The sequence below is a fragment of the Chryseobacterium sp. 22458 genome (assembly GCF_052044975.1).
Lineage (GTDB): Bacteria > Bacteroidota > Bacteroidia > Flavobacteriales > Weeksellaceae > Chryseobacterium.
Map to the genome: position 1 here is coordinate 492,964 of NZ_JBQEOA010000004.1, position 26,297 is coordinate 519,260.

At 37.6% G+C, this 26,297-nt stretch carries 25 protein-coding genes; 14 read left to right on the forward strand and 11 right to left on the reverse strand.

From position 1 onward, the window contains the following. Positions 1–268: 268 nt before the first annotated feature. Both lgt and yidD read right to left on the reverse strand, forming a co-directional pair. The gene (gene lgt / locus ACTJJF_RS16570) at positions 269–1,117 is read right to left on the reverse strand and encodes a prolipoprotein diacylglyceryl transferase (protein ID WP_440700473.1); all 849 of its coding nucleotides are present in this window, start codon (positions 1,115–1,117) and stop codon (positions 269–271) included. A 447-nt stretch (positions 1,118–1,564) separates the two neighbouring features. Continuing rightward, on the reverse strand, positions 1,565–1,813 hold the full coding sequence (yidD, locus tag ACTJJF_RS16575; protein WP_312299480.1) for a membrane protein insertion efficiency factor YidD: 249 nt from the start codon (positions 1,811–1,813) through the stop codon (positions 1,565–1,567). A 102-nt stretch (positions 1,814–1,915) separates the two neighbouring features. Between yidD and ACTJJF_RS16580 the strand changes: the two genes are divergently transcribed. Further along, complete coding sequence (locus ACTJJF_RS16580) at positions 1,916–3,193, forward strand: replication-associated recombination protein A (RefSeq protein ID WP_440700347.1); 1,278 nt, start codon at positions 1,916–1,918, stop codon at positions 3,191–3,193. A gap of 52 nt (positions 3,194–3,245) precedes the next feature. On the opposite strand, the gene ACTJJF_RS16585 is transcribed toward ACTJJF_RS16580, so the two are convergent. The 5 genes from ACTJJF_RS16585 to ACTJJF_RS16605 form a co-directional block, all read right to left on the reverse strand. Further along, positions 3,246–3,689 (reverse strand): hypothetical protein, encoded by a 444-nt coding sequence (locus ACTJJF_RS16585; RefSeq protein ID WP_312299476.1) that lies wholly within the window; start codon positions 3,687–3,689, stop codon positions 3,246–3,248. 109 nt (positions 3,690–3,798) lie between these two features. Continuing rightward, positions 3,799–6,030, reverse strand: coding sequence for a DUF2339 domain-containing protein (locus tag ACTJJF_RS16590; protein ID WP_440700348.1), 2,232 nt, complete (start codon positions 6,028–6,030; stop codon positions 3,799–3,801). A gap of 111 nt (positions 6,031–6,141) precedes the next feature. Next, positions 6,142–6,846, reverse strand: a complete 705-nt coding sequence (locus ACTJJF_RS16595; protein ID WP_440700349.1) for a hypothetical protein — start codon at positions 6,844–6,846, stop codon at positions 6,142–6,144. Positions 6,847–7,190: 344 nt separating this feature from the next. Then, complete coding sequence (gene pheA, locus ACTJJF_RS16600) at positions 7,191–8,039, reverse strand: prephenate dehydratase (protein WP_440700350.1); 849 nt, start codon at positions 8,037–8,039, stop codon at positions 7,191–7,193. Between the two features lie 187 nt (positions 8,040–8,226). Next, positions 8,227–8,643 (reverse strand): acyl-CoA thioesterase, encoded by a 417-nt coding sequence (locus ACTJJF_RS16605; RefSeq protein WP_440700474.1) that lies wholly within the window; start codon positions 8,641–8,643, stop codon positions 8,227–8,229. 137 nt (positions 8,644–8,780) lie between these two features. Between ACTJJF_RS16605 and dnaA the strand changes: the two genes are divergently transcribed. The 5 genes from dnaA to ACTJJF_RS16630 all read left to right on the forward strand — a co-directional run bounded on the left by dnaA (position 8,781) and on the right by ACTJJF_RS16630 (position 12,520). Then, a complete protein-coding gene (gene dnaA, locus ACTJJF_RS16610; RefSeq protein WP_047095010.1) occupies positions 8,781–10,235 on the forward strand; it encodes a chromosomal replication initiator protein DnaA in 1,455 nt (484 codons plus the stop codon). Positions 10,236–10,358: 123 nt separating this feature from the next. Then, entirely contained in the window at positions 10,359–10,808 is a 450-nt protein-coding gene (locus tag ACTJJF_RS16615; protein WP_312299464.1) for a low molecular weight protein-tyrosine-phosphatase, read from the forward strand. Between the two features lie 5 nt (positions 10,809–10,813). Then, positions 10,814–11,314: a nuclear transport factor 2 family protein gene (locus tag ACTJJF_RS16620; RefSeq protein WP_440700351.1), complete on the forward strand. Its 501-nt coding sequence runs from the start codon at positions 10,814–10,816 to the stop codon at positions 11,312–11,314. A 4-nt stretch (positions 11,315–11,318) separates the two neighbouring features. Beyond that, complete coding sequence (locus ACTJJF_RS16625) at positions 11,319–12,017, forward strand: SAM-dependent methyltransferase (protein WP_440700352.1); 699 nt, start codon at positions 11,319–11,321, stop codon at positions 12,015–12,017. A gap of 125 nt (positions 12,018–12,142) precedes the next feature. Next, positions 12,143–12,520, forward strand: coding sequence for a hypothetical protein (locus tag ACTJJF_RS16630; RefSeq protein ID WP_312299458.1), 378 nt, complete (start codon positions 12,143–12,145; stop codon positions 12,518–12,520). A 311-nt stretch (positions 12,521–12,831) separates the two neighbouring features. Here ACTJJF_RS16630 and ACTJJF_RS16635 read toward each other — a convergent pair whose 3' ends face one another. Further along, complete coding sequence (locus tag ACTJJF_RS16635; RefSeq protein WP_440700353.1) at positions 12,832–13,209, reverse strand: GxxExxY protein; 378 nt, start codon at positions 13,207–13,209, stop codon at positions 12,832–12,834. A gap of 208 nt (positions 13,210–13,417) precedes the next feature. Next, positions 13,418–13,891 (reverse strand): Mpo1 family 2-hydroxy fatty acid dioxygenase, encoded by a 474-nt coding sequence (locus ACTJJF_RS16640; RefSeq protein ID WP_440700354.1) that lies wholly within the window; start codon positions 13,889–13,891, stop codon positions 13,418–13,420. A gap of 73 nt (positions 13,892–13,964) precedes the next feature. On the opposite strand from ACTJJF_RS16640, the gene ACTJJF_RS16645 reads away from it, so the two are divergent. The 8 genes from ACTJJF_RS16645 to ACTJJF_RS16680 all read left to right on the forward strand — a co-directional run bounded on the left by ACTJJF_RS16645 (position 13,965) and on the right by ACTJJF_RS16680 (position 23,344). Beyond that, entirely contained in the window at positions 13,965–14,810 is an 846-nt protein-coding gene (locus tag ACTJJF_RS16645; RefSeq protein ID WP_312299452.1) for a helix-turn-helix domain-containing protein, read from the forward strand. 89 nt (positions 14,811–14,899) lie between these two features. Next, positions 14,900–16,210, forward strand: coding sequence for a TolC family protein (locus tag ACTJJF_RS16650; RefSeq protein ID WP_440700355.1), 1,311 nt, complete (start codon positions 14,900–14,902; stop codon positions 16,208–16,210). Positions 16,211–16,234: 24 nt separating this feature from the next. After that, positions 16,235–17,350 carry an HlyD family secretion protein gene (locus ACTJJF_RS16655; RefSeq protein WP_440700356.1) on the forward strand — a complete coding sequence of 372 codons (1,116 nt, stop codon included), beginning with the start codon at positions 16,235–16,237 and terminating at the stop codon, positions 17,348–17,350. A gap of 116 nt (positions 17,351–17,466) precedes the next feature. Next, positions 17,467–19,059, forward strand: coding sequence for an MFS transporter (locus tag ACTJJF_RS16660; protein ID WP_440700357.1), 1,593 nt, complete (start codon positions 17,467–17,469; stop codon positions 19,057–19,059). Between the two features lie 197 nt (positions 19,060–19,256). Further along, a complete protein-coding gene (locus ACTJJF_RS16665) occupies positions 19,257–20,258 on the forward strand; it encodes a TonB-dependent receptor (protein WP_440700358.1) in 1,002 nt (333 codons plus the stop codon). 26 nt (positions 20,259–20,284) lie between these two features. After that, positions 20,285–21,466, forward strand: coding sequence for a TonB-dependent receptor domain-containing protein (locus tag ACTJJF_RS16670; RefSeq protein WP_440700359.1), 1,182 nt, complete (start codon positions 20,285–20,287; stop codon positions 21,464–21,466). A gap of 114 nt (positions 21,467–21,580) precedes the next feature. Further along, entirely contained in the window at positions 21,581–22,393 is an 813-nt protein-coding gene (locus ACTJJF_RS16675) for a siderophore-interacting protein (RefSeq protein WP_440700360.1), read from the forward strand. A 246-nt stretch (positions 22,394–22,639) separates the two neighbouring features. Beyond that, positions 22,640–23,344: a class I SAM-dependent methyltransferase gene (locus ACTJJF_RS16680; protein WP_440700361.1), complete on the forward strand. Its 705-nt coding sequence runs from the start codon at positions 22,640–22,642 to the stop codon at positions 23,342–23,344. A gap of 176 nt (positions 23,345–23,520) precedes the next feature. Here the strand turns inward: ACTJJF_RS16680 and ACTJJF_RS16685 are convergent, their stop codons facing one another. Continuing rightward, positions 23,521–24,189, reverse strand: a complete 669-nt coding sequence (locus tag ACTJJF_RS16685) for a hypothetical protein (protein WP_440700362.1) — start codon at positions 24,187–24,189, stop codon at positions 23,521–23,523. 63 nt (positions 24,190–24,252) lie between these two features. Continuing rightward, complete coding sequence (metG, locus tag ACTJJF_RS16690; protein ID WP_440700363.1) at positions 24,253–26,289, reverse strand: methionine--tRNA ligase; 2,037 nt, start codon at positions 26,287–26,289, stop codon at positions 24,253–24,255. Between the last annotated feature and the right edge of the window lie 8 nt (positions 26,290–26,297).

Sequence of the window (26,297 nt, forward strand, 5' to 3'; positions counted from 1 at the left end):
CTGATCCTGCAGATTACGCAGATTAAAGTGTTTAAGCTCAATACATTATGGGTATCTTGGAAATCTACAAGGTCAACAAACATCACAACTGAAGACGTAACATTCCCCTCCTCCGGAGGGGTGGCAAAAATTCAAAGAATTTTTGACGGGGTGGTGTCAGCAGGAAATCAATTTTACAAAGTATAAAAAAAGACAAATCTGTATCATACAAATTTGTCTTTTTTATTCTAAAAATCAAGCTTTCTTTTTTTGCTTTTTATGTGAAAAATTATTCAGGTTTTTCGTTTTCTGCCTGGGTAATTTTAAACTTTTTGGAGATCACCATAATAATCACTCCGGCAATCATAAACGGAATAGAAAGAACCTGTCCTGTATTTAAATTACCGATCTGGATAAATTCATCCCCCTGTGGTTCTTTCAGGAATTCTACAAAGAATCTGATGGCCCAGAGAATGATAAAAAACAACCCGAATAACCATCCCTGCTGGTATTTTTTATCCGTTTTTCTATATAAAACCCATAGCAGAATGAAAAGAGCAACATACCCTACGGCTTCAAACAGCTGGCTTGGGTAACGTGGTACGGTAAGACCGTATTCACTGCTCTGCTGAGGAAAAAGTAAAGCAAACGGAGAGTTGGGATCTGCAGGTTTTCCTACAATTTCAGAATTGAAAAAGTTCCCCATTCTTACAAAGGCGCCACCTAAAGCCACTACAATCCCCAATCTGTCATATACCCAGAAAGGATTCTTTTTGATAATCTTAAATGAATAATACAGTGTTGTAAAGATCAGTGCAATGGTTGCTCCATGGCTGGCTAATCCTGAAAATCCTGTGAATTTAAGACCGTTTTTCGTACTTATCGGTAAAAAAACACTCCAGACATCTTCTTTAAACAACTCAGGCTGATAAAAAATAACATGTCCCAGCCTTGCCCCAAGGATTGTACCTATCAATGTCCAGGTAAAAAGAGGCTCCAGGTATTTTTGATTTACATTATCGATTTTGAATATCCTGTTCATTAAAACATATCCGAAACCAAACGCAAACACAAACATCAGACTATAGAAATGAAGAGTAACGGGTCCTAGTTGTAGCCCTTTTGACGGATCCCAGATCTTAAATGGGGTTTCAAGCTCTACTTTGTCAGAATCGGTGATCGGTTTTGCCGATTTTACAGCATATTTGAATGTTGTAATATTATCCTTGGTTACAGGAGTGTCTATCAGTTTAAAATTTTTATCAAAAAACTGATATTTTGAATCCCTGAACCTTGATAGCGTTGAAGCTCCGAAATTATAATAAGCAGGTTCAAAATTAGATTCGTTAAGGATCACTACCACATTATTATTGATGGCTCTGTCCGGAAAAGCGCTGAGATCACCTAATTCCGTAGTAGAGTAGATCTTTACCGGAATATTGTTCCCGTTGATATCTAAAGTACCGTCAGATAAGCCTCCAGGGTATTCCTGTGCCATAAGACATTGAGTGATCAATGCAAAAAGTACAAGGTAAATTCTGAAAAAAATATTACTCATATTTCTATTGATTTAATAGTTTGATTATTAATGTTTATGTTTGGAAGGTACAGGGTCGTAACCGCTTCCTCCCCAGGGATGGCATCTTAAGATCCTCCTGAATCCCAGCCAGAAACCTTTGAATAAACCATGAACTCTGAGTGACTCCAGCATATAATGAGAGCAGGTAGGTTCATAACGGCAGTTTTTGGGAAGTATGGGCGAAATAAACCATTGGTAAAATTTGATCAGAATTACCAAAGGAAATGTAATGATTTTATTGAATGTAAGTTTCAAAACAATGCAAAAATAGGGTAAAAAAATTAAAATTAGTTTAATTTTGTTATAAGTTTCAGAGCATAGAAATCTGAATGATTGATCTTAAAAAATAAAATTATCTTGAATCAAAATATTCCATTAGCTGAAAAATTAAGACCGAAAACCCTTACCGATGTACTGGGGCAGGAGCATCTTACCGGCGAAAAAGGAACGATCAGAAAGATGATCGAAAACAATACCCTGAATTCACTGATCTTTTGGGGGCCTCCGGGTACAGGGAAAACTACGCTGGCAGAGATTATTTCAGAGCAGTCGGGGAGAAAATTCTATAAGCTTTCAGCGGTTTCTTCAGGAGTGAAAGATGTACGGGACGTTATTGAAGACGCAAAGAAGCAGAATTTGTTTTCAGGAAAATCACCCATCCTGTTCATTGATGAAATTCACCGTTTCAATAAATCCCAGCAGGATTCTTTGCTGCACGCTGTAGAGAAAGGCTGGATTGTTTTAATAGGAGCTACTACAGAAAATCCAAGCTTTGAGGTGGTTTCTGCACTACTTTCGAGAAGTCAGGTATATATTCTGAAAGCCTTGAGCTATGAAAAGCTGGAAGAACTTATTGATATTGCTTCTGAAAGATACAATAAGGATGAAGGAACGCAGTTTAAAATTCTTGAAAAAGAAGCTTTCATTCAATATTCGGGAGGAGATGCCAGAAAGCTGATCAATTCCGTGGAACTGGTTTTGAATCAGTATAAAAATTCAGATACAGTTGAAATCATTAATTCCGATGTTCTTGAAGTACTTCAGGAAACGATGGCGCTTTATGACAAAAACGGAGAGCAGCATTATGATATTATTTCGGCTTTTATCAAATCTATGAGAGGAAGTGATCCGAATGGTGCCGTCTACTGGCTGGCAAGAATGATTGCCGGAGGTGAAGATATCAAATTTATTGCAAGAAGAATGCTTATTCTGGCAGCTGAAGATATAGGACTGGCCAATCCTAATGCTCTGGTGATTGCAAATAACTGCTTTCAGGCTGTGAATGTGATCGGGAATCCGGAAGCAAGGATCATATTAAGTGAAACGGTTGTTTATCTGGCGGTATCCCCCAAGAGTAATTCCGCTTATATGGCTATTAATGATGCATTGGCATTGGTGAAACAAACCGGAAACCTGCCTGTACCGCTTCATTTAAGGAATGCTCCCACAAAGCTGATGAAAGATCTGGATTACGGGAAAGAATATAAATATGCCCATTCCTATGAAGGAAACTTTGTAGAACAGGATTTTCTTCCTCAGGAAATTAAAGACGTGAAGCTTTATGAGCCCGGGAACAATTCCACTGAAAAGAAAATCTACGAAGAGCTTAAGAAAAAATGGAATAATAAATATTAAAACATAAAAAAGGATACTGTAAAGACAGCATCCTTTTTTTTATTTTGATAAATTACCCGCCGGTAGTATAGATAAACAGGGTTTTCTTACCGTTGTAATCTTTGATCTCCGTTCTTTTGTTAATTTGTGGATAGATTTGTGTGTTTTTAGGATCCGTAAATTCATATCCTTCAATCAATACAGGATTGTCTTCCGGAAGTTTGTACTGAACATTTACTTCAGCCAGAGACATTCTGTCAAAAGCATTTCCTCCGTTTTTAAACTTATATTCAGTTACTCCCTTAGTAAAAACAGAACTGTATTTTTTTAAAGCCGAAGGAAGGCTCGAAGCCGTATTGTATACTTTCGAAACCTGTAGTTTATCTTTGTATGAGTTGAACAATTCAACTGTTCCAATCACGTTGTCAGCTACTGCAAACTTTACAGAAGGATTTTTTTGTTGTGCAAACAAAGTTGCAGAAGACAATATTAAAAAAGAATAGAGTAATTTTTTCATAATCAGAAATGTAAATATTAAAAACGTGATAAATATAGTTATTTTTTATAAAATGTGAATGAAATATTGAATTGTTTTGAGTTTTATTTATAAATAAAAAGTTTTACCGTTAAAATTGGTCCTTATTTTCAGGATTCTCGTCCTTTTTGTCAACCATATTTTTAATAATATTTTTCAGTCGCTGAAATGTAAAAGAACTGAATAATAAGATAATACCCAAAGCAATAAATGCACTGATTCTGGAAATATTATCCATTTGCCAAACATCATAGGCGTAAAGCTTTAATACCATAAGTCCCACAAGGGCAAAACCGATCTTATTATATTCCGGGATATTTTTTTTCAGACCCAGGTATATGAAAATACTGGCAAGAACTGTCCATATGATAGGTAAATAAAGAATATTGAAATGTTTCTTCACTTCGTAAGCATGAAGGATGTCATGAGATGCTGCTAAAACATACGAATGATGAAGTTCACAACTTACAGCAGTAATAATAGCCAGAGAAAGAACCCAGTATGAAATTTTATTTTTATGGAAACCTGAAGCAGGGATGATTTTAAAACATACATATATAAAAGGAATCCACTGAAGCAGATGCAGTAAATAAAAGCCGGACTGTAATTTTTCTGATAAAAGTGCTGTAACCACAGATGTAGTGACAGTGGAGATATTAATGATCAGCAGAAAAAGAATCACGTATATCAAGATAATCTGAATATCATTTCTGATGCCCAAAGTTTTTCTGAATAATAATAAGATGAAAATATAATAAACACTGAATAACAATCCAACACTTGTGATTGCTGCCCAGTGCATTGCGGAGATATGATAAATGATCTCGAAAAGAAGTGCAGCATAAATAACCCCATAGCTGGCCAGTGTGATCAGGTCTTCAAAAAAGTTATTTGTTTTTTTCTGTATTTCTGCTGCGTTATTTTTTAACAGGTATAAATTAATGATGGAAGAAATTACCGTGACTAAGCTTGTTAAAAATACAGGATTGAAAACCATGTTCATTTTTTCCATGTCGAAATATTCTGTCCAGGTGATGATTTGTGCAATAATGACCAATGGGAACAGAATATAAAAGAATGTTTTGAAAATTGTATGACCTGTTTTTTTCCAGATAAAGAGGAGAAGTGTTGCTTCTATAGCCCATACACTGGTGATGAGATGGGTCTTAAACTGAAGCGCAACGGCAATAGTGATAAGGCTGGCAGTGATTCCTGCAAATACAGAATAAGAAATTCCAAAGTTTTTTCTTCCGTATTCTCTGAAGAGAAAAACAGAATTGATGGCTGCAAAAATGAGCGGGAAAATAATGACAGGTTCATACTTTAATTCGTTGAAAGTATAAACAAGCCCTATAATACTTGAAAAATTAATGAATGCGAGCATTAAAATATCTGAAGTGGAGAGCAGATTTTTTCTAAAATAATCAAGCAACGCAAAAATGTAGAAGATGATATAGCTGATGATATAAAAGGTAATACTTAAAAGCTCCGGCCGGTTAGCAGTCCATGAAAAAAGATAGAGACCGGTAAAAATATAGGCTGTCCATCCCACACTTTTCCAATGACGGAGAAAAGCTGCCGTAAGCATTCCGATATTGAGAAGAGTCAGATAGATGAAAAGAAAAAGATAATTACTTTGTCCTGTACTGATCATCAACGGGGCAGAAAAACCGCCCATTAATGAGAAAATAATCAACACTTCACTTTTGTAATAATAAGCAAGAGCAATGGAGATAACAGTAATGAAGGTTGTTATGGCAAAGGCTGTGTTCTGGGAAAAAAGATGGTATTCCCGGAAAGCTATTGTAGCGGTAAAGTAGAGTACGGCAATTCCTCCTCCTGTAATAATAGAAGCAAATGTGGCGTAATTTTTTCTGAGAAAATGACCGATAAGGATAATTCCAGCTCCGGTACAGAAGCCAATTCCGGCTCTTGCAGGTTCCCCGATCCAGTTTTTATCTATAGCGTATTTTACAAAGTAGCCGATTCCGAGAACAAGGGTGAAAATACCGATAATGGTAAGGGCATTCTGTTTCAGGAAATCAAATACAGGAGCAAGCCGGTCTTTTTGAACTGGTAGAATTTCTTCATTTGGAGATTCCTTTAAGTTTATTTTATCCGGGGCATGAGATTGTATTGGCCGGGGAATGACAATTTCTTCTGTTTCCTTTTTTTCTCCGGTAAGTACGGATGGAACTGAATCTCTGTTGATTTTAGCATGAAGATCAGACACTTCTTTTTCAAGTTTCCTTATTTTGGTATTCAGGTTATTGAAAATAATGATGATCACTACAATTAATATGACAGCAAGATATTCACCCATCAGATAGTTTTTATCAAATATAAAGAAATGTGTTTGAATGCTGTAAAAAAATTAGCCCATCACAAGGTAAGTAATGGGCTAACGGTATAGATAACTAACAATATGTTCTTCTTAGTCGGACACTTTGTAGATATAGATTGAAGCATTACTGGTGCTCAGTGTACCTAATGTAAGCAGGCCGGTTTCTATAGTTCCGAAATTAATTTTGTCACCTGCCTGAAAGGAATACAATGAATTGATTCTTGTATCAGCTATGGATAAGCCGCTTACCAATACATTAAGACCACTGAACATACTGCTGTCTATTATAGCAGATGTTCCGCCTCTTGTTCTTGCGATTCCGATACCACCTTCAGACAATACAGATGCTACTAATCCTGTTGCATATTTAAATGCAAATCCAACGGCATATACTCCGGTTGATGGGATGACGTAAGAGCCATCGTTATCATCAAATAATGAAGCGCTACCTATAGTTCTGTCAGTAGCCTTAAAGTTCAGTGCTTTAAAACCTCCGGGAAAAACTGCTACAGATAGTACACTAAGAGTGGTTGACTTTTTAGCTGCATAAACAGTAGTGTTACTGGTTGATCCACCCATCAGTAGCAGAGGATCCATTTTATAGACTTCTGCACTTCCCTGGTTGATTGCTAAAACCTGATATCCGGGTAACGCTGTGGCTGCAGGTGTGTCTCGAACTTTTAAAGTTCCATTTACGTCGAGGGTTGCTGTTGGAGTAGTTGTGTTAATACCAACTTGTGAAAACAGAGGAAGCGTTGCACAAGCAAACAGCAGACTGTAGATTTTAGTTTTCATGATCAAGATTTTTAATTTAGTTGCTAAGCAAATATACAATAAAAATTATACTCTTCATTGTGAATTTTATAATTTTTATGATATTATGGTATGATATACTTAAACATATGTTTATATTTTCATGTATATTATTCCATAATTAATTTACGAGTTATTTTTTCTGTTGTCACTGTAAATCTATGGATTTAAGCGCTTTAAGAAATATAATTATCCCTTTTGTGTGGGTTATTTTTTTAGAGATAAACGGTTGTCAACTAGGTATTTATTGAGGTGAAAATTGTGCAAAAAAAAACACTGACAATGAAGTCAGTGTTGAATTTTAAGTAAGTTGAGTACTTTTTATTTTAGCTTTCGAGAAGAAATTCTTTATAATTTCCAAGGAAATCAACGTTGGCGTGGATAGATTCCAGCTCCTGAAGTGCATTTCCATGCAAAACCTCATTCCATGGTCCTTCCACATTGATGAAGAAGAAATAATTTCCCAATCCTGTTTTTAAAGTTCGGGATTCAATTTTGCTGAGGTTCATTTTTCGCCATGCAAAAACAGATAATACCTGGTGTAGCCCACCCGGATGATCTTCAGGCAATGTGATGAGCATTCCGGATTTCTCTCCCAGTGTTTCAAGCTGGCTGTTATCATATCGGTTCTGCTGTTTTGAAATGATGATGAACCGGGTGTGATTTTGTTCAAAATCCTGAATATTGCGGCTGATGATCTTAAGCCCATATAAATTGGCTGCAAACTGATTGGCCACAGCTGCTATTTTGCTTTCCCTGTTTTCCGAAACGTATTTTGCAGCAGCGGCAGTAGAAGAAAAGTCCTGTTTCGGTATTTCCTTATAATGGGTATCCAGAAAATGGAAGCTTTGTGCCAGAGCCTGCGGGTGCGAGTATATTCTTTCCAGATCCTCTATAGCATTGTCCGGATGAATCATCAGGTGATGGGCGATAGGCATTACTGCTTCAGCTTCAATCTTAATAGACGGGGTCTTATATAAATAGTCCAGCGTCATTGAAACAGTCCCTTCTATGGAGTTTTCCAAAGGAACAACGGCCTTTACAGCGTCACCATTTTCCACTGCATTGAAACAGTCCAGAATACTGGCTTGTGGTAAAAGCTCTTCATCCGGAAAGAGCTGTGCAGCGGCAAGCTGGGTAAAGCTGGCATGAGGCCCTAAAAATGCAATCTTCATAAATAATATATAAGGTATAATTAATACAAAGCACAAAGGTGCGAATTAATTCACAAACAGGTTAAGATTTTGAGGGTAAAGTTTGAGCATTGGAGTGTTTTATATTTTTGAGCGTGATGATGCATTAAAGTCACCATTGATCATTAATAGTACAAGCGGTATTGTTCCAGGCCCTGTCATCTTCAGGCTATTTTTCTTCCTTCCAGTTCGCTTCAATCATTTCCATTAAAAAATCCGGACATTTGATAATCTTGTTGGTTTGGGCATCCAGAAAGAAAAGGGTAGTGGAAGCTTCCGTTATTTTAATATGCTCTTCATTGTAAATTTCATATTCAAATTCAATTCTCACTCCCGGAATTTTTTTTACATAGGTATGAATTTCTAATTTCTGATCATACAAAGCCGGACGGATATACTTAATTTTGTAATCTGAAACAGGAAGCCAAATTCCTTGGTTTTCAATTTCATCGTATGAAATTCCTATGCTTCTGAAGAGCTCCACCCTGCCTACTTCGAAGTACGTGGCATAGTTACCATAGTATACATATTTCATAGGGTCTGTTTCTGCGTAACGTACTCGTATTGAGTGTGTTGTGTGTATCATTTTGAGTGCTAAATTATACATACAAATATATTTTTAAATAATCAATACCTGCAATATTTTTTTTTAAAAAGAAAAAATTGGACCTTTGTCTCCCTTCTAAAAACAGTACAAACAAAAGAATAATCAGGGCATAAAAAATGGATGACAATTTAATGATGATATGGCAGAAGTGCCTTCAGTTTATGCGCGATAATTTGAACGCAGCTGAAGATAATTCTGACCTGAAAAAACTTGAAAAATCTTTCGATATGTTATTTGATAAGGTGCAGCCGCTTTCATTAGTAGCCAACAACCTTACACTTATCGTACCGAGCGATTTTTACAAGGAATATATTGAGGACAACTACCTGTCCCTGCTTTCTGCTGCCCTGAAGAAAAATATAGGAAAAGGAGTGAAATTATGGTATTCTGTAATGGAAAACAGACCAAAAGGCGAAGAAAAGCCCGTTACCATGAATATGAAGGGACAAAGCGTTCCTACTCCTAAAACACAGGAAACAATGCCGCAAGGATTCTCAGCTAATATTGTAAACCCTTTCGTGGTTCCTGGAATAAGAAAAGTAAATATAGATTCCAACCTGAAGCCTGACTATTCATTTGATAGTTATGTAGAAGGGGAAAGTAATAAATTTGCTGCTACCGTAGCCAGATCAATTGCCAAAAGACCAGGAGCAACAGCTTTTAACCCATTGTTTTTATATGGAGGTTACGGAGTAGGTAAAACCCACCTGGGGCAGGCTGTAGGTCTTGAAGTGAAGAACCAGTTTCCGGATAAAGTAGTATTGTATCTGTCTTCAGAAAAATTCATTCAGCAGTTTATTTCTGCTGCTAAAGCTCATAAACAAACGGAATTTGCCAATTTCTACCAGATGGTGGATGTACTGATCATTGATGATATTCAGTTCTTATCAGGAAAATCAGCAACTCAGGACAGCTTCTTCCACATTTTTGATCACCTTCACCAGAACGGAAAGCAGATCATCCTTACTTCAGATAAAGCTCCGGCTGACATTATGGATATTCAGGACAGGATTGTTTCCCGTTTCAAATGGGGACTTTCTGCAGAGATCAAATCTCCGGACCTGTCTACAAGAAGACAGATTATTGAAGATAAGCTAAGCAGAGACGGAATTGCACTTCCTGATGATATGCTTGACTTCCTTGCTGCTGAAGCGAAAACCAATGTAAGAGAACTGATAGGGGTGATCAACTCAGTGATCGCTTACTCTACAGTATATAAGAGAGACCTGAGTCTTGAATTGCTGAAAGAAACCATTAACAGAATTGCTGCCAACCAGAAAAAAGTGATCAATATTCCTTACATCCAGGATGTGGTATGTGATTATTTCGGAATCAAAAAAGAGCAGCTTTTATCAAAAACAAGAAAAAGAGAGATTGCACTGCCAAGACAGCTTGCGATGTATTTTTCCAAAGCATTCACCAATTCTACATTTACGAAGATTGGTGAAGAAATGGGAGGAAAAGATCACTCCACGGTAATGTATGCCTGCGATACCATTAAAGATGTATCGAAAATCGATAAAGAGATCAAAAAATACGTGAAAGACCTTACAGAGAGAATCAAACAATAATTCCTGTAAAGCTTATATAAATTGAAATGAAGAATCGCTGTATTCTTCATTTTTTATTTAGTTTTGTTACCACAAACCTTAGAACTTTATAATTTCAATCCTTTCAATTTTAAATAACAGAATATGAATATATTGATGGTCTGCCTTGGAAATATATGCAGAAGCCCTTTAGCTGAAGGAATTATGAAAACAAAACTACCGGAAAGCTTTATGGTAGATTCTGCAGGAACCATTTCTATGCACGAAGGCGAACATCCGGATAAAAGAGCCATAAAAACAGCAGCCAACCATCATATTGACATATCCAAACAAAGATCAAGACCTATCACAAGAACTGATTTTGAGACCTTTGATAAAATATACTGTATGGACGTAGATGTGCTTGCAGATGTGGTATCCAAAGCTAAAAATGAAGAAGAGCGCCAAAAGATATCTTTATTCTTAGAAGCACTGGGAGATCATCAAAATGCTGAAGTACCGGATCCGTACTGGGGTGATATGAGCGATTTTGAAAAGGTTTTCCAGCTATTGGACAGAGGGTGTGATGCCATTAAAAACCAAATACAAAAATAATTGCCATGAAAAGAATACTATTACTGCTTTTATTAAGCTTTAATTTCTCTTTCGCCCAAACCAAAGATGAAACAGAGATCCGTAAAGTAATGGATGATTTTATGGAGTGCATTAAAACCCGGGATGAAGCCAAATTTTTATCTTTATTTCAGGAGCCGGTGCTTTGGACCGGAATTTACAAAGACAGAACACAGGCTAAACGTCTGGAAAAAAATCCTAAGGCGGAATATTACTTTGCAGATGATTATAAAGCTTTTATCAGAGGCTTTAAAGATGATAAATCTGAAGAAAAATTTGATAATATTAAAATCATTGAAGACGGTGCCATAGCGTCTGCCAACTTCGATTACAGCTTTTGGTATGATGGCAAAATGGAAAACTGGGGAAAGGAAATCTGGACCCTGATGAAGATCAACGGAACATGGAAAATTACCTCTGTTACCTTCTCTATGGACCTTGCAAAATACTATCCACAACCTTCATTAAACGAAAGAACTAAAAAATAATACAATGCTTTTTTTACTCCCTGCTTATTTATCAGAAAATACCTCTATTGATCATTTTTCACCTGTTATAAAGGATTATATCATGCAGACCGACTACTTCTTTGTGGAGAATGAAAAAACAGCCAGAAAAGTGGTGAAATTTTTTGCTCCGGAGAAGAAACAGTCTGATCTGAAATTGTTTCTGCTGGATAAATATACGGAGAACGCAGACATCAGAGAAGCTCAGGAACTGATGCTGAAAGGGCAGGACTTCGGGCTGCTATCAGAAGCAGGTCTGCCTTGTATTGCCGATCCCGGAAATCTGATTGTAAAATGGTGCCATGAGAAGAATATCAGAGTGATCCCGATTTCAGGTCCTTCATCCATTATCCTTGCTTTGATTTCCAGTGGTTTTAACGGGCAGGAATTTACGTTCCATGGATATCTTCCTATTGATAAAGGAGAGAAAAAGAGACAGATTGTAAATCTGGAAGGTCTGGTTCAGAAAACGGGCTACTCACACATTTTTATGGAGACACCCTACAGAAATAATCAGCTGTTTGAAGATCTTTGCAAGTTTTTATCACCCAATACAAAACTTTGTATTGCAGCCAATATCAATGATCCGGAACACGAATTCATCAAAACAAAGACCATAAAGGAATGGCAAAAGCAGAAGCCTGAACTTCACAAGATTCCTGCGGTATTTGTATTGGGAAAATAATGAGAAGAGTTAAATTATAAAGGCATATGAACTGATTGTTTTTTTTCTGCAAGATTTAACAGCTCTTAACGTCTCTATTGCACTATTCTTGTTTTTTATCAGAAATCACTTAAAATAATATCAATATGTCTGACAAAAAATTAGCAGGAATCTGGATTGATACAGAGAAAGCCGTGGTAGTAAAGAATCATGATGCTCAGCGTACTTTTGAATTCACTCTTTATAAACCTGTAAAAGCAGAAATTCAGCATGGTAACTCCAGCGAAAATGCGGGAAACAATGCTGAGATCACCAATAGAAATAAGTTTTTTAAAGAAATTGAACATCTTCTGACCAATTCCCAGGAATTATATATTACAGGCCCCGGGGTGATGCAGGAAGAACTGAAACATTTTCTTCATGATACAGCCCAGTTCAGAGACCTGAAGATTACATTGGGAACTTCACAGAAGATGACTGATGAAAAAGTACTGGAAACAGTGAAAGATCATTTTAATTATTAAATCATTGATCATGCAATAAAATCCCCCGGGGCATCGAAGATGCCCCGGGGGATTTTATTATAATTTTATTGTGCCGGATATAATAATTTTCGCAGTCCTTATGATATGTTTTAAAAAAATCTGCGTCATCTGCGTTATCTGCGAGCGAAATAATTATAAGGTCATTGTGATCTGTTTGAATTTAACAGTATTAGAGTATCTTTGGAGTGTGTTCTTTCTCGCTGATCTCGCAAATTACGCAGATTTTGATGCAAAAATTAAAAAAATAATTATTTTTTTGAACAGTTTGATGATATTGATCTAAAGAAGGGTTAAAGATTATTAACCACTCTTTTTATTCCATCTAGTATATTAGTAGTGTTAAAATTGACCAGTAAGCCCAGTTTTTTATTGGATAGTTTCAGATATGTGTGTATCTGTTTGAAGTGTATATCTTCAAGACCTTTTACTGATTTAAGCTCTAGAACTACTTTATCTTCAACCAAAATATCAAGTCTGAAATTAAAATCGAATTTTTTATCATCATAGAAAATAGGGATTTCTATTTCTGATTTAACATTCAACCCGTTTTCTTCAAGTTCGTAAATTAAAATTTTTTGATATACAATTTCAAGTAAGCCTGGTCCTAAATGATTATATACATTGAAGATACATTTTCTTACGATATAAGAAATTTCATTTTCAGTCATTTGTTTTTATTTTGATTAAATATACTATTTATTAGAGTTATCTAATACAGCTAAAATATATTTATTATCGTAAATCAGTAATTGTTGTAACTTAAAGAATGATGAAAAAAATCTGCGCAATCTGCTAATTTTGCGAGCGATATAAAATAATCTACAGAATCTATTTAATACTAAATCAATTTCTTGCAAAGAAAATCACAGAAGCTGCTTAATATCTGATCCCTGTTTTTTTCAGAATAAAACTCAAAAGCCAGATCGGTCCTACCAGCAAAAACTGCAGATCTTTAAGGAACGAAGGCTTTTTCCCTTCGATCTTATGACCTATGAACTGTAAGATCCATGTAACCACAAAAACGGCAAGATAGACCATCCATGATTGTTTTTCAAAATAGATATTGGTAAGATAAATGAAATGTTCCGTAGCGGCTGTCAAAATGAGCATAATAATACTGATGCGTAATGATAACCTAAGGTAAAACAGGGTAATAAGAACCACAGTAATACTGCTTACAATACTGATACAGCCAAAATAGGAAATGCACAGGTGAGGAGCGGGAATAAGAGAAACAAACCCAAGGATCGTCCAGAAAATCAAAGGCACACAGATCCAGTGAATCAACTTATTGGTTGCGTTTCTATGGCTTTTGCTGTACTCTGCAAATAATAAATCAACCTTTCTCATAGGAACATGAATTTGATAATCGCTAAAATAATAAAATTTTGTAATCACTCGGAAGATTGCTTACATTTGTGCCATGTCTGCCCTGGAAAAGTTTGGTGTTGATATTTTTACGGAAAGGAACATTTTCGAAAGAATTGCTGTGGATAAACCTTTCCGTCCCGATAACCCGGCTTTCATCTTCATTAAATCAGGAACTATAAAACTTCGTCAACATTTCAGTGATCTGGAGGTTTCTGCCAATATGTTTATGGTGACAGATCCTCAGACCATTTATGAAGTAGTGTCGGTAAGTGACGATTTCCAGTCCCGGATGGTTTCTTATAAAAGAGAATTTATTTCTGCGCTATCACTGAAATTTAACCGCCTTATTACCTATCGTTATTTCAGGCAGCAGATGAACAGAGGGGTGCCTTTCCCGGAAAGTGAAATGGAAGTGGTCTGGAAAAGTGTCAATTTCCTGAAATATATTCTGGATTCCGAGACCGAAATGCTTTATAAAAAAGAAATGGTAGAGCATCTTTTCTCCGTTTTCTGCTATCAGATGGCAGGGATCATATCTAAAGAAGATAATAATTCGATGAATCAGATGTCAAGACAGGAAGAGATCGTATTTGTATTTCTTACCGATCTTGCAAAATATCATCTTACGGAGAGAACGGTGGAGTTTTATGCCGAGCGACAATCAATTACAACCAGACATCTTTCATCAGTGGTGAAGGAGGTGACAGGAAAAACAGCGAGCCATATTATTGCTTTAATTGTAATCAATGAAGCGAAGGTGCTTCTAAACTCGTCTAATAAACCGGTATCTGAGATTTCATCAATCCTTGGGTTTAGCGATCAATATGCATTTTCTCACTTTTTTAAAAAACATCTGGAAGTAAGCCCCAGACAATACAGACATCAGTTCGAAAACTAAAATCCTACATTTGAACATCTTTTTCCAAAAATCAAACATTTGATTGATTTTGTGGTTCACCTAACTTTGCATCTGTAAAACAAGGTAAAATGACACAGAAAATAAAAACAGCACTATCAGTTTTGATAGCAGCTTTTCCTGCGCTGTTTTTTTCGCAACAGATCAAACAGATGACCGCAGGTGAGGTGGCCGAGATGGCTGTTCAGAATCATCAGCAGTTAAAAGTTTCCGCCCGGAATATTGATATTGCCAAACAGAACATCAATGTTGCCAAACTTCAGAAACTACCCACCATTACGGCTTCTACAAGCCAGTTCTACTTGGGGGATGCGGTAGCTATTGATAAAGATTTTTCAAATTCAACAAAGATTCCGATGCCTCATTACGGAAGTTCTTATGCCGTACAGGCTATCCAGCTGATCTTTAAGGGAGGATTGGTAAACAAGTCTATTGAAATGGCCGGACTCCGTGAGCAGCTTTCTGAACTGGATCTGGAGAAAAACAAACAGGACGTTAAATTTTTAGTAATTTCCAACTACCTGGATGTATATAAGATCATCAACCAGGAAGAAGTATTCCAAAACAATAAAAAGCTGGCTCAGGAACGTCTTAAGAATATTCAGAAATTCTATCAGCAGGGAATGGTAACCAGAAACGAGGTAATTCGTGGTGAACTTGCTATCAAAAACCTGGATCAGGGAATTCTTACCCTGTCAAACAATAAAAAAATCCTTAATTATAATTTAAGCATTGCTTTAGGCTTATCTGCGGATACTGAAATTATCCCTACAGAAAGTTTAGAGAATAAAGAATCCGGTATTGGTATGGAATATTATACAGACCTTGCCCATGAAAGTAATCCTTTACTGAAGTCTGCCAAAAAGAACATGGATGTAGCAGATAAGAATATTGAGATTATAAAAACAGATAATATGCCCACAGTAGCAGGATTTGGAGGATATACCCTGCAAAGACCTATAACTACAAGGAATCCTGTTCTGGATATGTATTCAGGAGGATGGCAGACTGGGGTTTCTCTTAGCTATAACATTGATAACCTGTATAGAACAAAGGAAAAAGTAAAAGTAGGTGAACTGCAAAAGACCCAAGCCAATGATGCAATGACACTGGTACAGCAGAATGTAGATATGGGCGTAAATGCTGCCTATACAAAATACCAGGAAGCTATTCAGCAGGCTGATATCCTGAATGATTCCAAAAGACTGGCTGAAGAAAACTACAAAATCACTGAAGCTAAATACCTGAATCAACTGGCAGTACAGGCAGAAATGATAGATGCACAGAACCAGAAACTGCAGTCAGAATTGGATTATGCAAATGCTGAGATCAATGTTTTGTACCAATATTACAATCTTTTGAAATCTACCGGAACTCTTTAATTTTTTAAACTGAAAATCAACACAATGGAAAACAAGGAACAAAATACTCAAAATACAAATCCAACTCCTGCTAGAACAGGCGGAGAGGGAAATAAAAAGAAAAATAAAACCAATAAGGTCAGAGCAATCATTTCAAATATCATCGTTTTTCTGGTGATCGGGTTCGGATTATTCTGGCTGATCCGTGAATATTTCCATATCGGAAATAAAACTTATACGGAAGCGGCACAGGTAGAGGAATTCATCAATCCCATCAATACCAGGGTTTCTGCTTACATCAAAGAAATTAAATTTATTGAACACCAGAGAGTAAAAAAAGGAGATACGCTGGTCATTCTGGATGAGCGTGAAATTCTTACCCAACTGGGACAGGCTGAAGCAGCATACCAAAACGCAATGGCTCAGAAAACAGCAACCAGCTCTTCAGTAAATACTGTTTCAAACAATATCAATGTGATGCAGTCTAATATTGCAGGAGCTAAAGCAAGACTTTGGAATGCAGAACAGAATCTGAACCGATATAAAAATCTTTTGGCTGCAGAAGCAGTGACAAGACAGCAGTATGATCAGGTAAAAACCGAATATGATGCTCAAAAGGCAGCTTATGAAACCTTAGTGAATCAGAAACAATCTGCCAGCCTTTCTACTACAGAAGTGAAAAGCAGGTTAGGGATCAACGATGCTGAGATCAAAAGAACAAAATCTGCACTGGATATGGCAAGAATCAACCTTTCCTATACGGTGATCATTGCGCCGTATGACGGAGTGATGGGAAGAAGAACGATTTCTGAAGGACAACTGATCCAGCCCGGGCAACAGGTAGCAACCATTGTTCTGAATGGTCAGAAATGGGTAACTGCCAATTTCCTGGAAAGCCAGATGCCAAACATCAAAGTAGGAGAGAAAATATCGATGACGGCAGACGCTTTAGGCGGACAAAAATTTGAAGGTGTGGTAACGGCTGTTTCTGCGGCTACAGGATCAAGATATTCAAATGTACCTACAGATAACTCTACCGGAAACTTCATTAAAGTACAGCAAAGAATCCCGGTAAGAATTGAGTTTACCGCTTCCAACAAAAAAGAAAATCTGGATAAGCTGAGCGCCGGAATGAATATGAATGTGAATATCAGTCAGTAATTTAAAGATTTAATCATTGAAAGATTAAAAGATTGGAAAATACAAAAGTTAAGCTGAAAACTTTCAGCCACTAGCTTCTAGTTTCTAACCTCTAACTTCTAAATTCTAAATTCAACATGTACAACAAAGGATTATATAGCGACTGGGTACCCAAACCTGTACAGCTTCTGCTGATCGTATTGCTGCTTGCAGTAGTGATGCCGCTCGGTGGGGTGTATACAGGGAATATCAGCCATCTGGTGAGTGGTACCGGAGCAATGACGGAATATTTTATGTGGGCGAATTATGCAACCACAATCGGGATGGGGGCCTGTATGCCTGTTGTCATCAGAATCAAGATGAGATTTAAGGTAAGAGACAAAATGGTACTCTTACTGGTCTTGTTGGGATTGATGAGCTATATCAATGCAACAACTTTACAGCCAATGGTTTTTGTAGCTACTTCTTTGTTCATCGGATTTATGAAAATGATGGTGACGATAGAGCTGTTTCTCCCATTGATGGTAATGATCGGAAACCGGGGGATGTTTTATGGCGTATTCTATACATTTGTCTTGGTGATGAACCAGGTGGCAGTGTATTATGGTGCTGAATTTTCACTCCTTTACAACTGGCAGCAGTTCTACCTTTTCACTTCGGTTCTATGCTTTATGCTGGCATTGATACACTGGATTTTTATGCATAACAAATACTTTGCACTGAAAGTTCCGTTACATTATATCGACTGGCTGAGTATCCTGCTTTTCATATCAACCTTTATGTTTTCTGCTTATGTCTATTCATTCGGGAGACAGCAGGACTGGCTGAATTCAAAGAATATCATTAATGCAAGTATTGCAGCTTTTGTGAGCTTTGCATTGCTCTCCATCCGTCAGCTGACTTTAAAAAGGCCTTATCTTTCATTCAAAATATTTACCAAAAACAATGTACAGCACGGGTTGTTTATGTTGTTCTGGCTGGGAATGTTTCTGGGTACTGCTTCCATTCAGAATACTTTTGCAGTAGGAGTATTGGGATATGACCAGTTGACGAATGCCAGACTTAGTGTCTTGATGATCCCTGGGATTATAGTAGCCGGAATTATTGCTGTTTTCTGGTTTAAAAAAGAAAAACCGCTGAAAATGTATATTTTCTCAGGCTTTGCAGGAATGATGGGCTATGCGATCATCATGTACTTTTCCATGGTACTGGAATTCAGCTATGACAACTGGTATCTTCCCATGTTCTTAAAAGGTTACGGAATGTGTTCCCTCTTTATTTCCGTATGGTTTTATACCCTGGATAAACTTGAGATGGACGAAATGCTTGCTGCGATCGGGCTGGTATTGGTTTGGAGAACATTCCTGGCAGTAGGGATTTTTTCAACCTTATATTCCTGGTTCCAGTACCGTTTTCAGGTGACAGCTATTGGCGATCTTGCAGTATATATGGATGGAATGACGGTGAGCCCTCAGAATGTTGCTGCCAATATGAAAGCCATTCAGCTTAATGCCGTCATTATTGCCACTAAAAAGATATTCGGATATATTATTCTGGCTGGTTTTGGAGTATTGTTCTATGTGGCAACTCACCACTTTGGGGCAAAACGATTCCAGTACTTCAGATTTGTAAGAGTGCTTGGCGGTAAATCTGTGATTGCCCGAAGAAGACTTCGTGAGCGGAAAAAATTATTAGAAGAGATAAAAGACGCAGCCGGGCCTGCGGTCTAAAGATACCTTGTTTTTCACAGCAAGATCCTGGTCCTTTTGTTGGATTGGGATCTTGCGTTTTTATAGAATGAGGGTAGGTATTATAGGCTCATTTTCTTACATTTTTTTGAAAAGGTGAAAAATTTCATCTTTTCTTATTTTTATCATTTCTAAATAAAAATTATTTTTGCTGAATTATAAAACTTTGATTAGAAAGAATGAAAAAGCACTATGCATTCATAGGTCTGTTGGCTTCGGGGGTCATATTTTCCCAGAACGTTAAGGACAGTGTGGCCTCTAAAGGTATTGAGGATGTCGTAATCGTAGCTTCCAGAAAGCCTACAAAAATCTCTGAGATTCCCGGTACGGTTTGGATAGTACAGAAAGAAAAAATTCAGGAACAGACGAAAAACGGAGTTCCTATTAAAGAAATGCTTTCGATCCTGATTCCGGGAATGGATATAGGCCCTCAGGGAAGAACCAATTACGGACAGAATATGAGAGGACGATCTGCTTTGGTAATGATTGATGGAGTTTCTCTGAACAGTATCCGTGCGATCAGCCGTCAGCTGGATGCTATCGACCCTTTTAATATCGAAAGAATTGAAGTGCTTTCCGGTGCAAGCTCTATCTATGGAGGAAATGCCACCGGAGGAATCATCAATATTATTACGAAAACACCTTCTAAAAAAGGAATCAGTGGTGAAACCGAGGTGGGAGTACGTACAGGGTTTATGGGAAAAGATGATCATGATTTCCGTGCTGCACAATCTATTGCAGGAAAAGGAGAGAAGTTCTTCGGAAGACTGGGAGTGGCTTATCAGCAGAATGGCGGTGCCTATGGGGCAGACCAGAAACAGCTTTTTACGGATATCACCCAGACAGACCTTCAGTATAATCAGTCGATAGACATCTTGGCTACCGGAGGCTACCAGTTTAATAATAAACATAAAATAACAGCTTCTCTTCAGTATTATAATTCTAAGTTTAATGGTGACAGAAGTTTATTTTTAGGCGAAAATCTGAGCGCTTTCACTACAAAAAATGCATCTTTACTCGAAATGAGAGATGGCTTTTCTTCTGATAAAAATGTAGGAACGGAACGCTATATGGGAACAGTAGCCTATACCGGAAACGGAATTCTTGGCGGTCAGGATCTTTATGTACAGTTGGCCACTCGTGGCGAAAGCTTGGTTTCTATCCGTTCCCTGGAAATCTGAAACTTGAAAAAGGAAGCATCGCTTATATGTCTTCATCACAGCAGGATACGTATTACTCAGGACTTAAAGCTTTATTGTCAAAGTCATGGCGTGGGCTGAATGTGACGTACGGAGTAGACATAGACTTTGAAAAGTTTGAAGGAACACAATCCGTTTATAATATTGCCAAGACCATGTCAAGCGGAGGGCTTATCAATGAGACCCAATACAGCTTAGGCAGATATCCTACCAATCATTCACAAAGTTATGCAGGATACGTACAGGCAAAATATAACATCCTTCCTAAACTACAGATCAACGCAGGTATCCGTTACCAGAATATCAAAGTAAAAGTAGATGACTTTATCGGTTCAGAGCAGCAGACACAGGTTGCTGTAGGCTACGGAAAATCGGCATCTGCCATTCCGGGGGGAGAAAGTTCGTATAATGTGACTCTAGCCAATGCCGGATTATTATATAAATTCAATGAACAGCATCAGGCGTGGGGAACATTCTCCCAAGGGGTAAGTTTGGCAGATCCTGCTAAATATTATGGAATAGGTACCTATAAGCTAAACGGAAACAATTGGGATGTGGTTTCAAGTATCAACGTAAAAGATCAGCCTCTCCAGGCGATCAAAACCAACCAGTTTGAAGTAGGGTATCGTGTGAACAGAGGCGGATTCAGGGCTCAGGTGGCCGGATTTTTAAGTACTTCCGATAAAACGGTTGCTGTAGACAGAAAAACATTCCAGATTCTTGTCAATGATCTGAAATTGAGAAATATGGGAATTGAAGCTGAGGTTTCCTACTCACTAAACAACGGAGTTTATTTCGGGGCAAGCGGACTATTGATCAAATCTGAAGTAGACAACAAAGGAGAATGGAAAAAACAGGAGGTTTACAATGCTTCCCCTTCAAAACTGGTAACTTATATCGGGTATAATGTTCAGAACTGGTCATTCAGATTCCAGTCATTGCAGAATTTCAAGCAGAAGGACGAGCTTAATAATGTTATTGAAGGTTATAATACTTCCGATCTGATGATAGGATACCGTTTAAGCTGGGGAAAATTCAATCTGGGAATCCAGAACCTGTTTAATACGGATTATCAGACAATATGGAGCAAACGTTCCCAGATCTTATATTCTACATACGAATTACCTGAATTGTTCAATTATAAAGGAAGAGGAAGAACATTCAACCTGTCTTACACCTTTGAGTTTTAAAAAAATAGGATTAGGATATTAAATCAATATCTTAATCCGATCGTAATACTTTATACAAATCCGGTTTCTGATGTTGATCGGAAACCGGATTTTAATTTTAAATACATTTCAGTTATGGCTAAAATTCCATCAGGGCAGATCGTTGCCGAAGTGACCAGAAAAGAATACATCACTGATCATTTTATCAGGGTTTATCTTTATTCTCCTGAAGTACAGCAGTTCAGAAACACGACCATAGGAGACAATAATAAAATTGCCGTTCCACCAGCCGGTCTGAATGAAATTCATTTTCCAACTCTGGACGAAAATCACCAATGGGTCTATCCTCCTAAAGAAGTGGCTCCTGCAATCAGGACCTATACTCATAGGGGAATTGATTTTGAGAAGAACGAATTGATAATCGATTTTGTAGATCATGGAGACGGAGGACCAGCCTCGAAATGGGTGAGGAATGCAGAAGCCGGGTCAAAATTAGGAGTGATGATGCGCCTGGATGGAAAAGAGCTGTATCCTGCGGCAGACTGGTATTTGTTGGTAGGTGATGCTACAGCCATTCCGGTTTTGAGTGCTATTCTGGAAACACTTCCTGAAACGGCAAAAGGTATATGTATTATCGAAGTTCATGGAAAGGAGGATGAACAACTGCTTGAAACCAAGGCTCAAATTGATTTTAAATGGCTTCACAATGCACAACCTCAGATCAACAGTGAAATTTCAAATATTGTAAAAAGTATTGAGATTCCTGAGGTAAGTAAATTTGGTTATGTTGCCTGTGAATTTTCAAGTGTAAAAGAAATCCGTACCTATCTGAGAAAAGAGAAAAACTGGACTTCCCGGGAGCTATATGCTTACTCTTACTGGAAAGCAGGCGTAGCAGAAAATGAATCTCAAGCGGACAGACATGAAGAGAAAGAGTCAATAGAATAATCTGAGTTTATTTTTTTAACGCTGGGACCGCAAAGTTTTTTAATCTGACTGGAAAATAATTTTGTTCACTAAGACATTTCATTTAGCTAAGAGATTTATTTTTTCATTGCTGAGTGAAACGCCTAGCGATCTTAAAAGAATATTTGCATCCTCAAAAAAATTGCGATCTATTGCGTTATAATAAGGAACTCAAAAACCTGGATCTCAAACTTTGAACTTTAGTTTCTGAAGCTGTATCTTTGCACCATGAAAGATTTAATGGGCAGAGCGATCTGGGATTATTATCATAATGAAAATCCTGAAGATCTGCAGACTGAAACATCAATTTCCGAGCTGGATGAACTTCCTGTAGAGTATTTATTCAGAGATTTTGAAGAAATGAATGCTATTGAGCAAAAGGCATTGCAGCTATCTGAAGGGAAAACTTTGGATATCGGGGCTGGAGCCGGTTCCCATGCTTTATACCTTCAAAATGAAAGGAATCTGGAGGTATTGGCACTGGATATTTCTCCGAAATCTATTGAAGTTTGCCAACTGAGAGGGATCAGAAAAGCAGTTTGCCAAAATATACTCGATTTTTCCGGGGAAACATTTGATACTATTGTATTACTGATGAACGGTACCGGAATTTTTGAAAGCCTGACGAAAATTGATACATATCTTCAGAAGTTACATGCTTTATTAAATGAAAACGGACAGACCCTGATCGACAGTACAGATATTCTTTATATGTTTGACCGTGATAAGGATGGAGGAGTTTATATCCCGGCGGGCGGCTATTACGGAGAACTGGATTATGTGGTTCATTATAAAGGGGAGTCTGAGGAACCGATCACATGGCTGTATCTTGATTTCAATACGTTGAAAAATGCAGCTGAAAACAACGGATTCAAAATAGAAAGAGTAATGAAAGACGAGGATTCTTATCTGGCAAAACTGACGAAGAAATAATGTACAACAAATCATTGCGAGCTGAAAGCGAAGCAATCTCATGAATAAACATGTCATTCTGTAAACCGGAATGACTTTTTTGTACCCGTCCTAGCCCCGATAGAAACGGTTACCCCACAGCTGGCTTAGGATTTAGCAGGGAGCGAGGAGTAAAAGTGTATAGCGGGAATCAGCTCCTAATAATTTCTAAGCATATGGATAACCCTCACAAATGGAAAATAAGCAAACCATTCCTGAGAATAAAAATACATAAGAACAGCTGTTCCTGCACATAAAATCACAGGAAGGATATAAGATTCTGCACGGTAAGGAAGTTTTTTGGGAGTGGCTAAAACACTGATGATGATTAAGCCCAGAGCTCCAACAGCAATAACTCCTATTTCCGGGCTATACCGGGAAAGGGAATGGGTATCAAAACGGGATTGCAGAACGTATTTCTGAAACATATAAAAAGTAAAACCGAATGCCAGAGCAAAGAAAGCGGCAAAATACTTTTTAAGTTTTATTAAATTCAGAAATAACAAAATAGATCCCGGAACAGTACTGAAAAAAACACTGCTCACCAGAATGGTGGTCCTTGAATACAGCCTGATGGCATTAGGATCCTCCGTAATATGATCTTTCCAGGTTTCTTTTTCTTCCGTAAGTTTTGCTTCTTCTGCATTTCTTTTGTTCTGCATCATTTGCTGAACGGAAGATCTTTCCTGCTCTGTAAAGATACGGCCCCTTTCTTCTAAAATTTCAAAAGCCATCTGTACAGCTTCCGGAACAAAGCGGTTTCCTTCTTTTAAATATCCCTCTAATTCCTGATTGGAAAATTTTCTTAAAACACTTTTATTAACCATAAGCAGCATCTAAAAGAAAGGCTGTTTCTAGTGAAACAGCCTGTTATCTTATGTTGAGGTTAACTATCCAATCTCAATACCGTTCTCAACATTACTATCGTCCGGTGTTACGAAAGATAATTTACCATCCGATTTGGTTGTTAATAATAACATTCCCTGAGATTCAATTCCTCTGATTTTTCTCGGAGCAAGGTTTAATAAGATCATTACCTGCTTCCCGATAATCTCTTCAGGAGTAAAGCTTTCTGCAATTCCTGAAACAACTGTTCTTACGTCTACTCCAGTATCTACAGTAAGTTTCAGTAGCTTATCAGCTTTTTCTACTTTTTCAGCTTCTAAAATGGTTGCAGTTCTAAGGTCTATTTTAGTAAAGTCATCAAACGTGATCTCTTCTTTCATAGGGTTGGCGTTAGGGTTTGTTTTTTTATTGTTTTGTTTGGTATCTTCCAGTTTCTGGATCTGGGCTTCGATTACGTCGTCTTCAATTTTGGAGAAAAGAAGAGAGGCTTCGTTGATTTTATGACCTGTTTCAATTAAAACAGACTGATTCTCAACAGTGCTCCAGCTTTTCTTTTCAACATTGAACATCTTCATTAGCTTTTCAGAGCTGAAAGGCATGAATGGTTCACATAACTGAGCTAGAGCAACAGCGATCTGAGCGCCTACAAATAAAGACTGAGCTGCTTTTTCCGGATTATCCTTGATGGTTTTCCAAGGCTCTTCAGTCTGAAGATATTGGTTTCCGAATCTTGCAAGATTCATTAATGCAGATAATGCATTTCTGAATTCATAATTTTCTAAGAATCCTGAAATTTCTGTTGCAGCTTTTTTGATCTCCTCTAATTCCGGACTGTTTACGTCTCCCTGAGGAACAATACCGTCATAATATTTATGAATAAGAACTGCAACTCTATTGATAAAGTTTCCAAAAATTCCTACTAACTCAGAATTATTTTTTGTCTGGAAATCTTTCCATGTAAAGTTATTATCCTTAGTTTCAGGTGCTGACGAAAGCAATGCATATCTTAACACATCCTGCTGTCCAGGGAAATCTTCTACATATTCATGAGCCCATACCGCCCAGTTTCTTGACGTTGAGATCTTATCGTTCTCAAGGTTCAGGAATTCAAAAGCAGGTACGTTTTTAGGCATAATATAATCTCCGTGAGCTTTCATCATCGAAGGGAAAATGATACAGTGGAATACAATATTATCCTTTCCGATAAAGTGTACCAAGTCACTGTTTTCACTCTGCCAGTAATCTTTCCAGTCTTTTCCGTTTTTCTCTGCCCATTCTTTGGTGAAAGAGATATACCCGATAGGAGCATCAAACCATACGTACAATACTTTTCCTTCTGCATCAGGAAGCGGTACCGGAACTCCCCAGTTCAGATCTCTGGTCATGGCACGTGGTTTCAGGCCATCATTCAGCCAGGATTTTACCTGTCCGTATACATTAGGCTTCCAGTCGTCTTTATGGCCTTCAATGATCCAGTCATTCAGGAAGTCTTCATATTCATTTAAAGGGAGGTACCAGTTTTTGGTTTCTTTAAGGATCGGAACATTTCCGCTCAACATTGATTTCGGATTGATCAGCTCGGAAGGAGAAAGGGTAGAGCCGCATTTCTCACACTGGTCACCGTAAGCATTTTCGTTACCACAGTTAGGACATGTTCCTACAATATAGCGGTCAGCAAGGAATTCCCCTGCCTGCTCATCAAAATATTGCTCAGACATCTCTTCGGTGAATTTCCCTTTTTCATATAAAACCTTGAAAAAATCCTGGCTGGTTTCATAATGGTTCTTGGAAGTTGTTCTTGAATATTCATCGAATGAAATTCCCAGGTCAGCAAAAGACTTTTTAATAATTTCGTGATACTTATCAACGATATCCTGAGGAGTAACCCCTTCTTTTTTTGCTCTTATGGTAATAGGAATTCCGTGCTCATCTGAACCACAGATAAACGCTACATCTTTTCCTGATCTTCTCTGAAATCTTGCGTAAACATCCGCAGGAATATAAACACCTGCCAAATGTCCTATATGAACCGGTCCGTTTGCATAAGGCAAAGCTGCCGTAATCATCTTTCTGTTTGACATTTATAGTA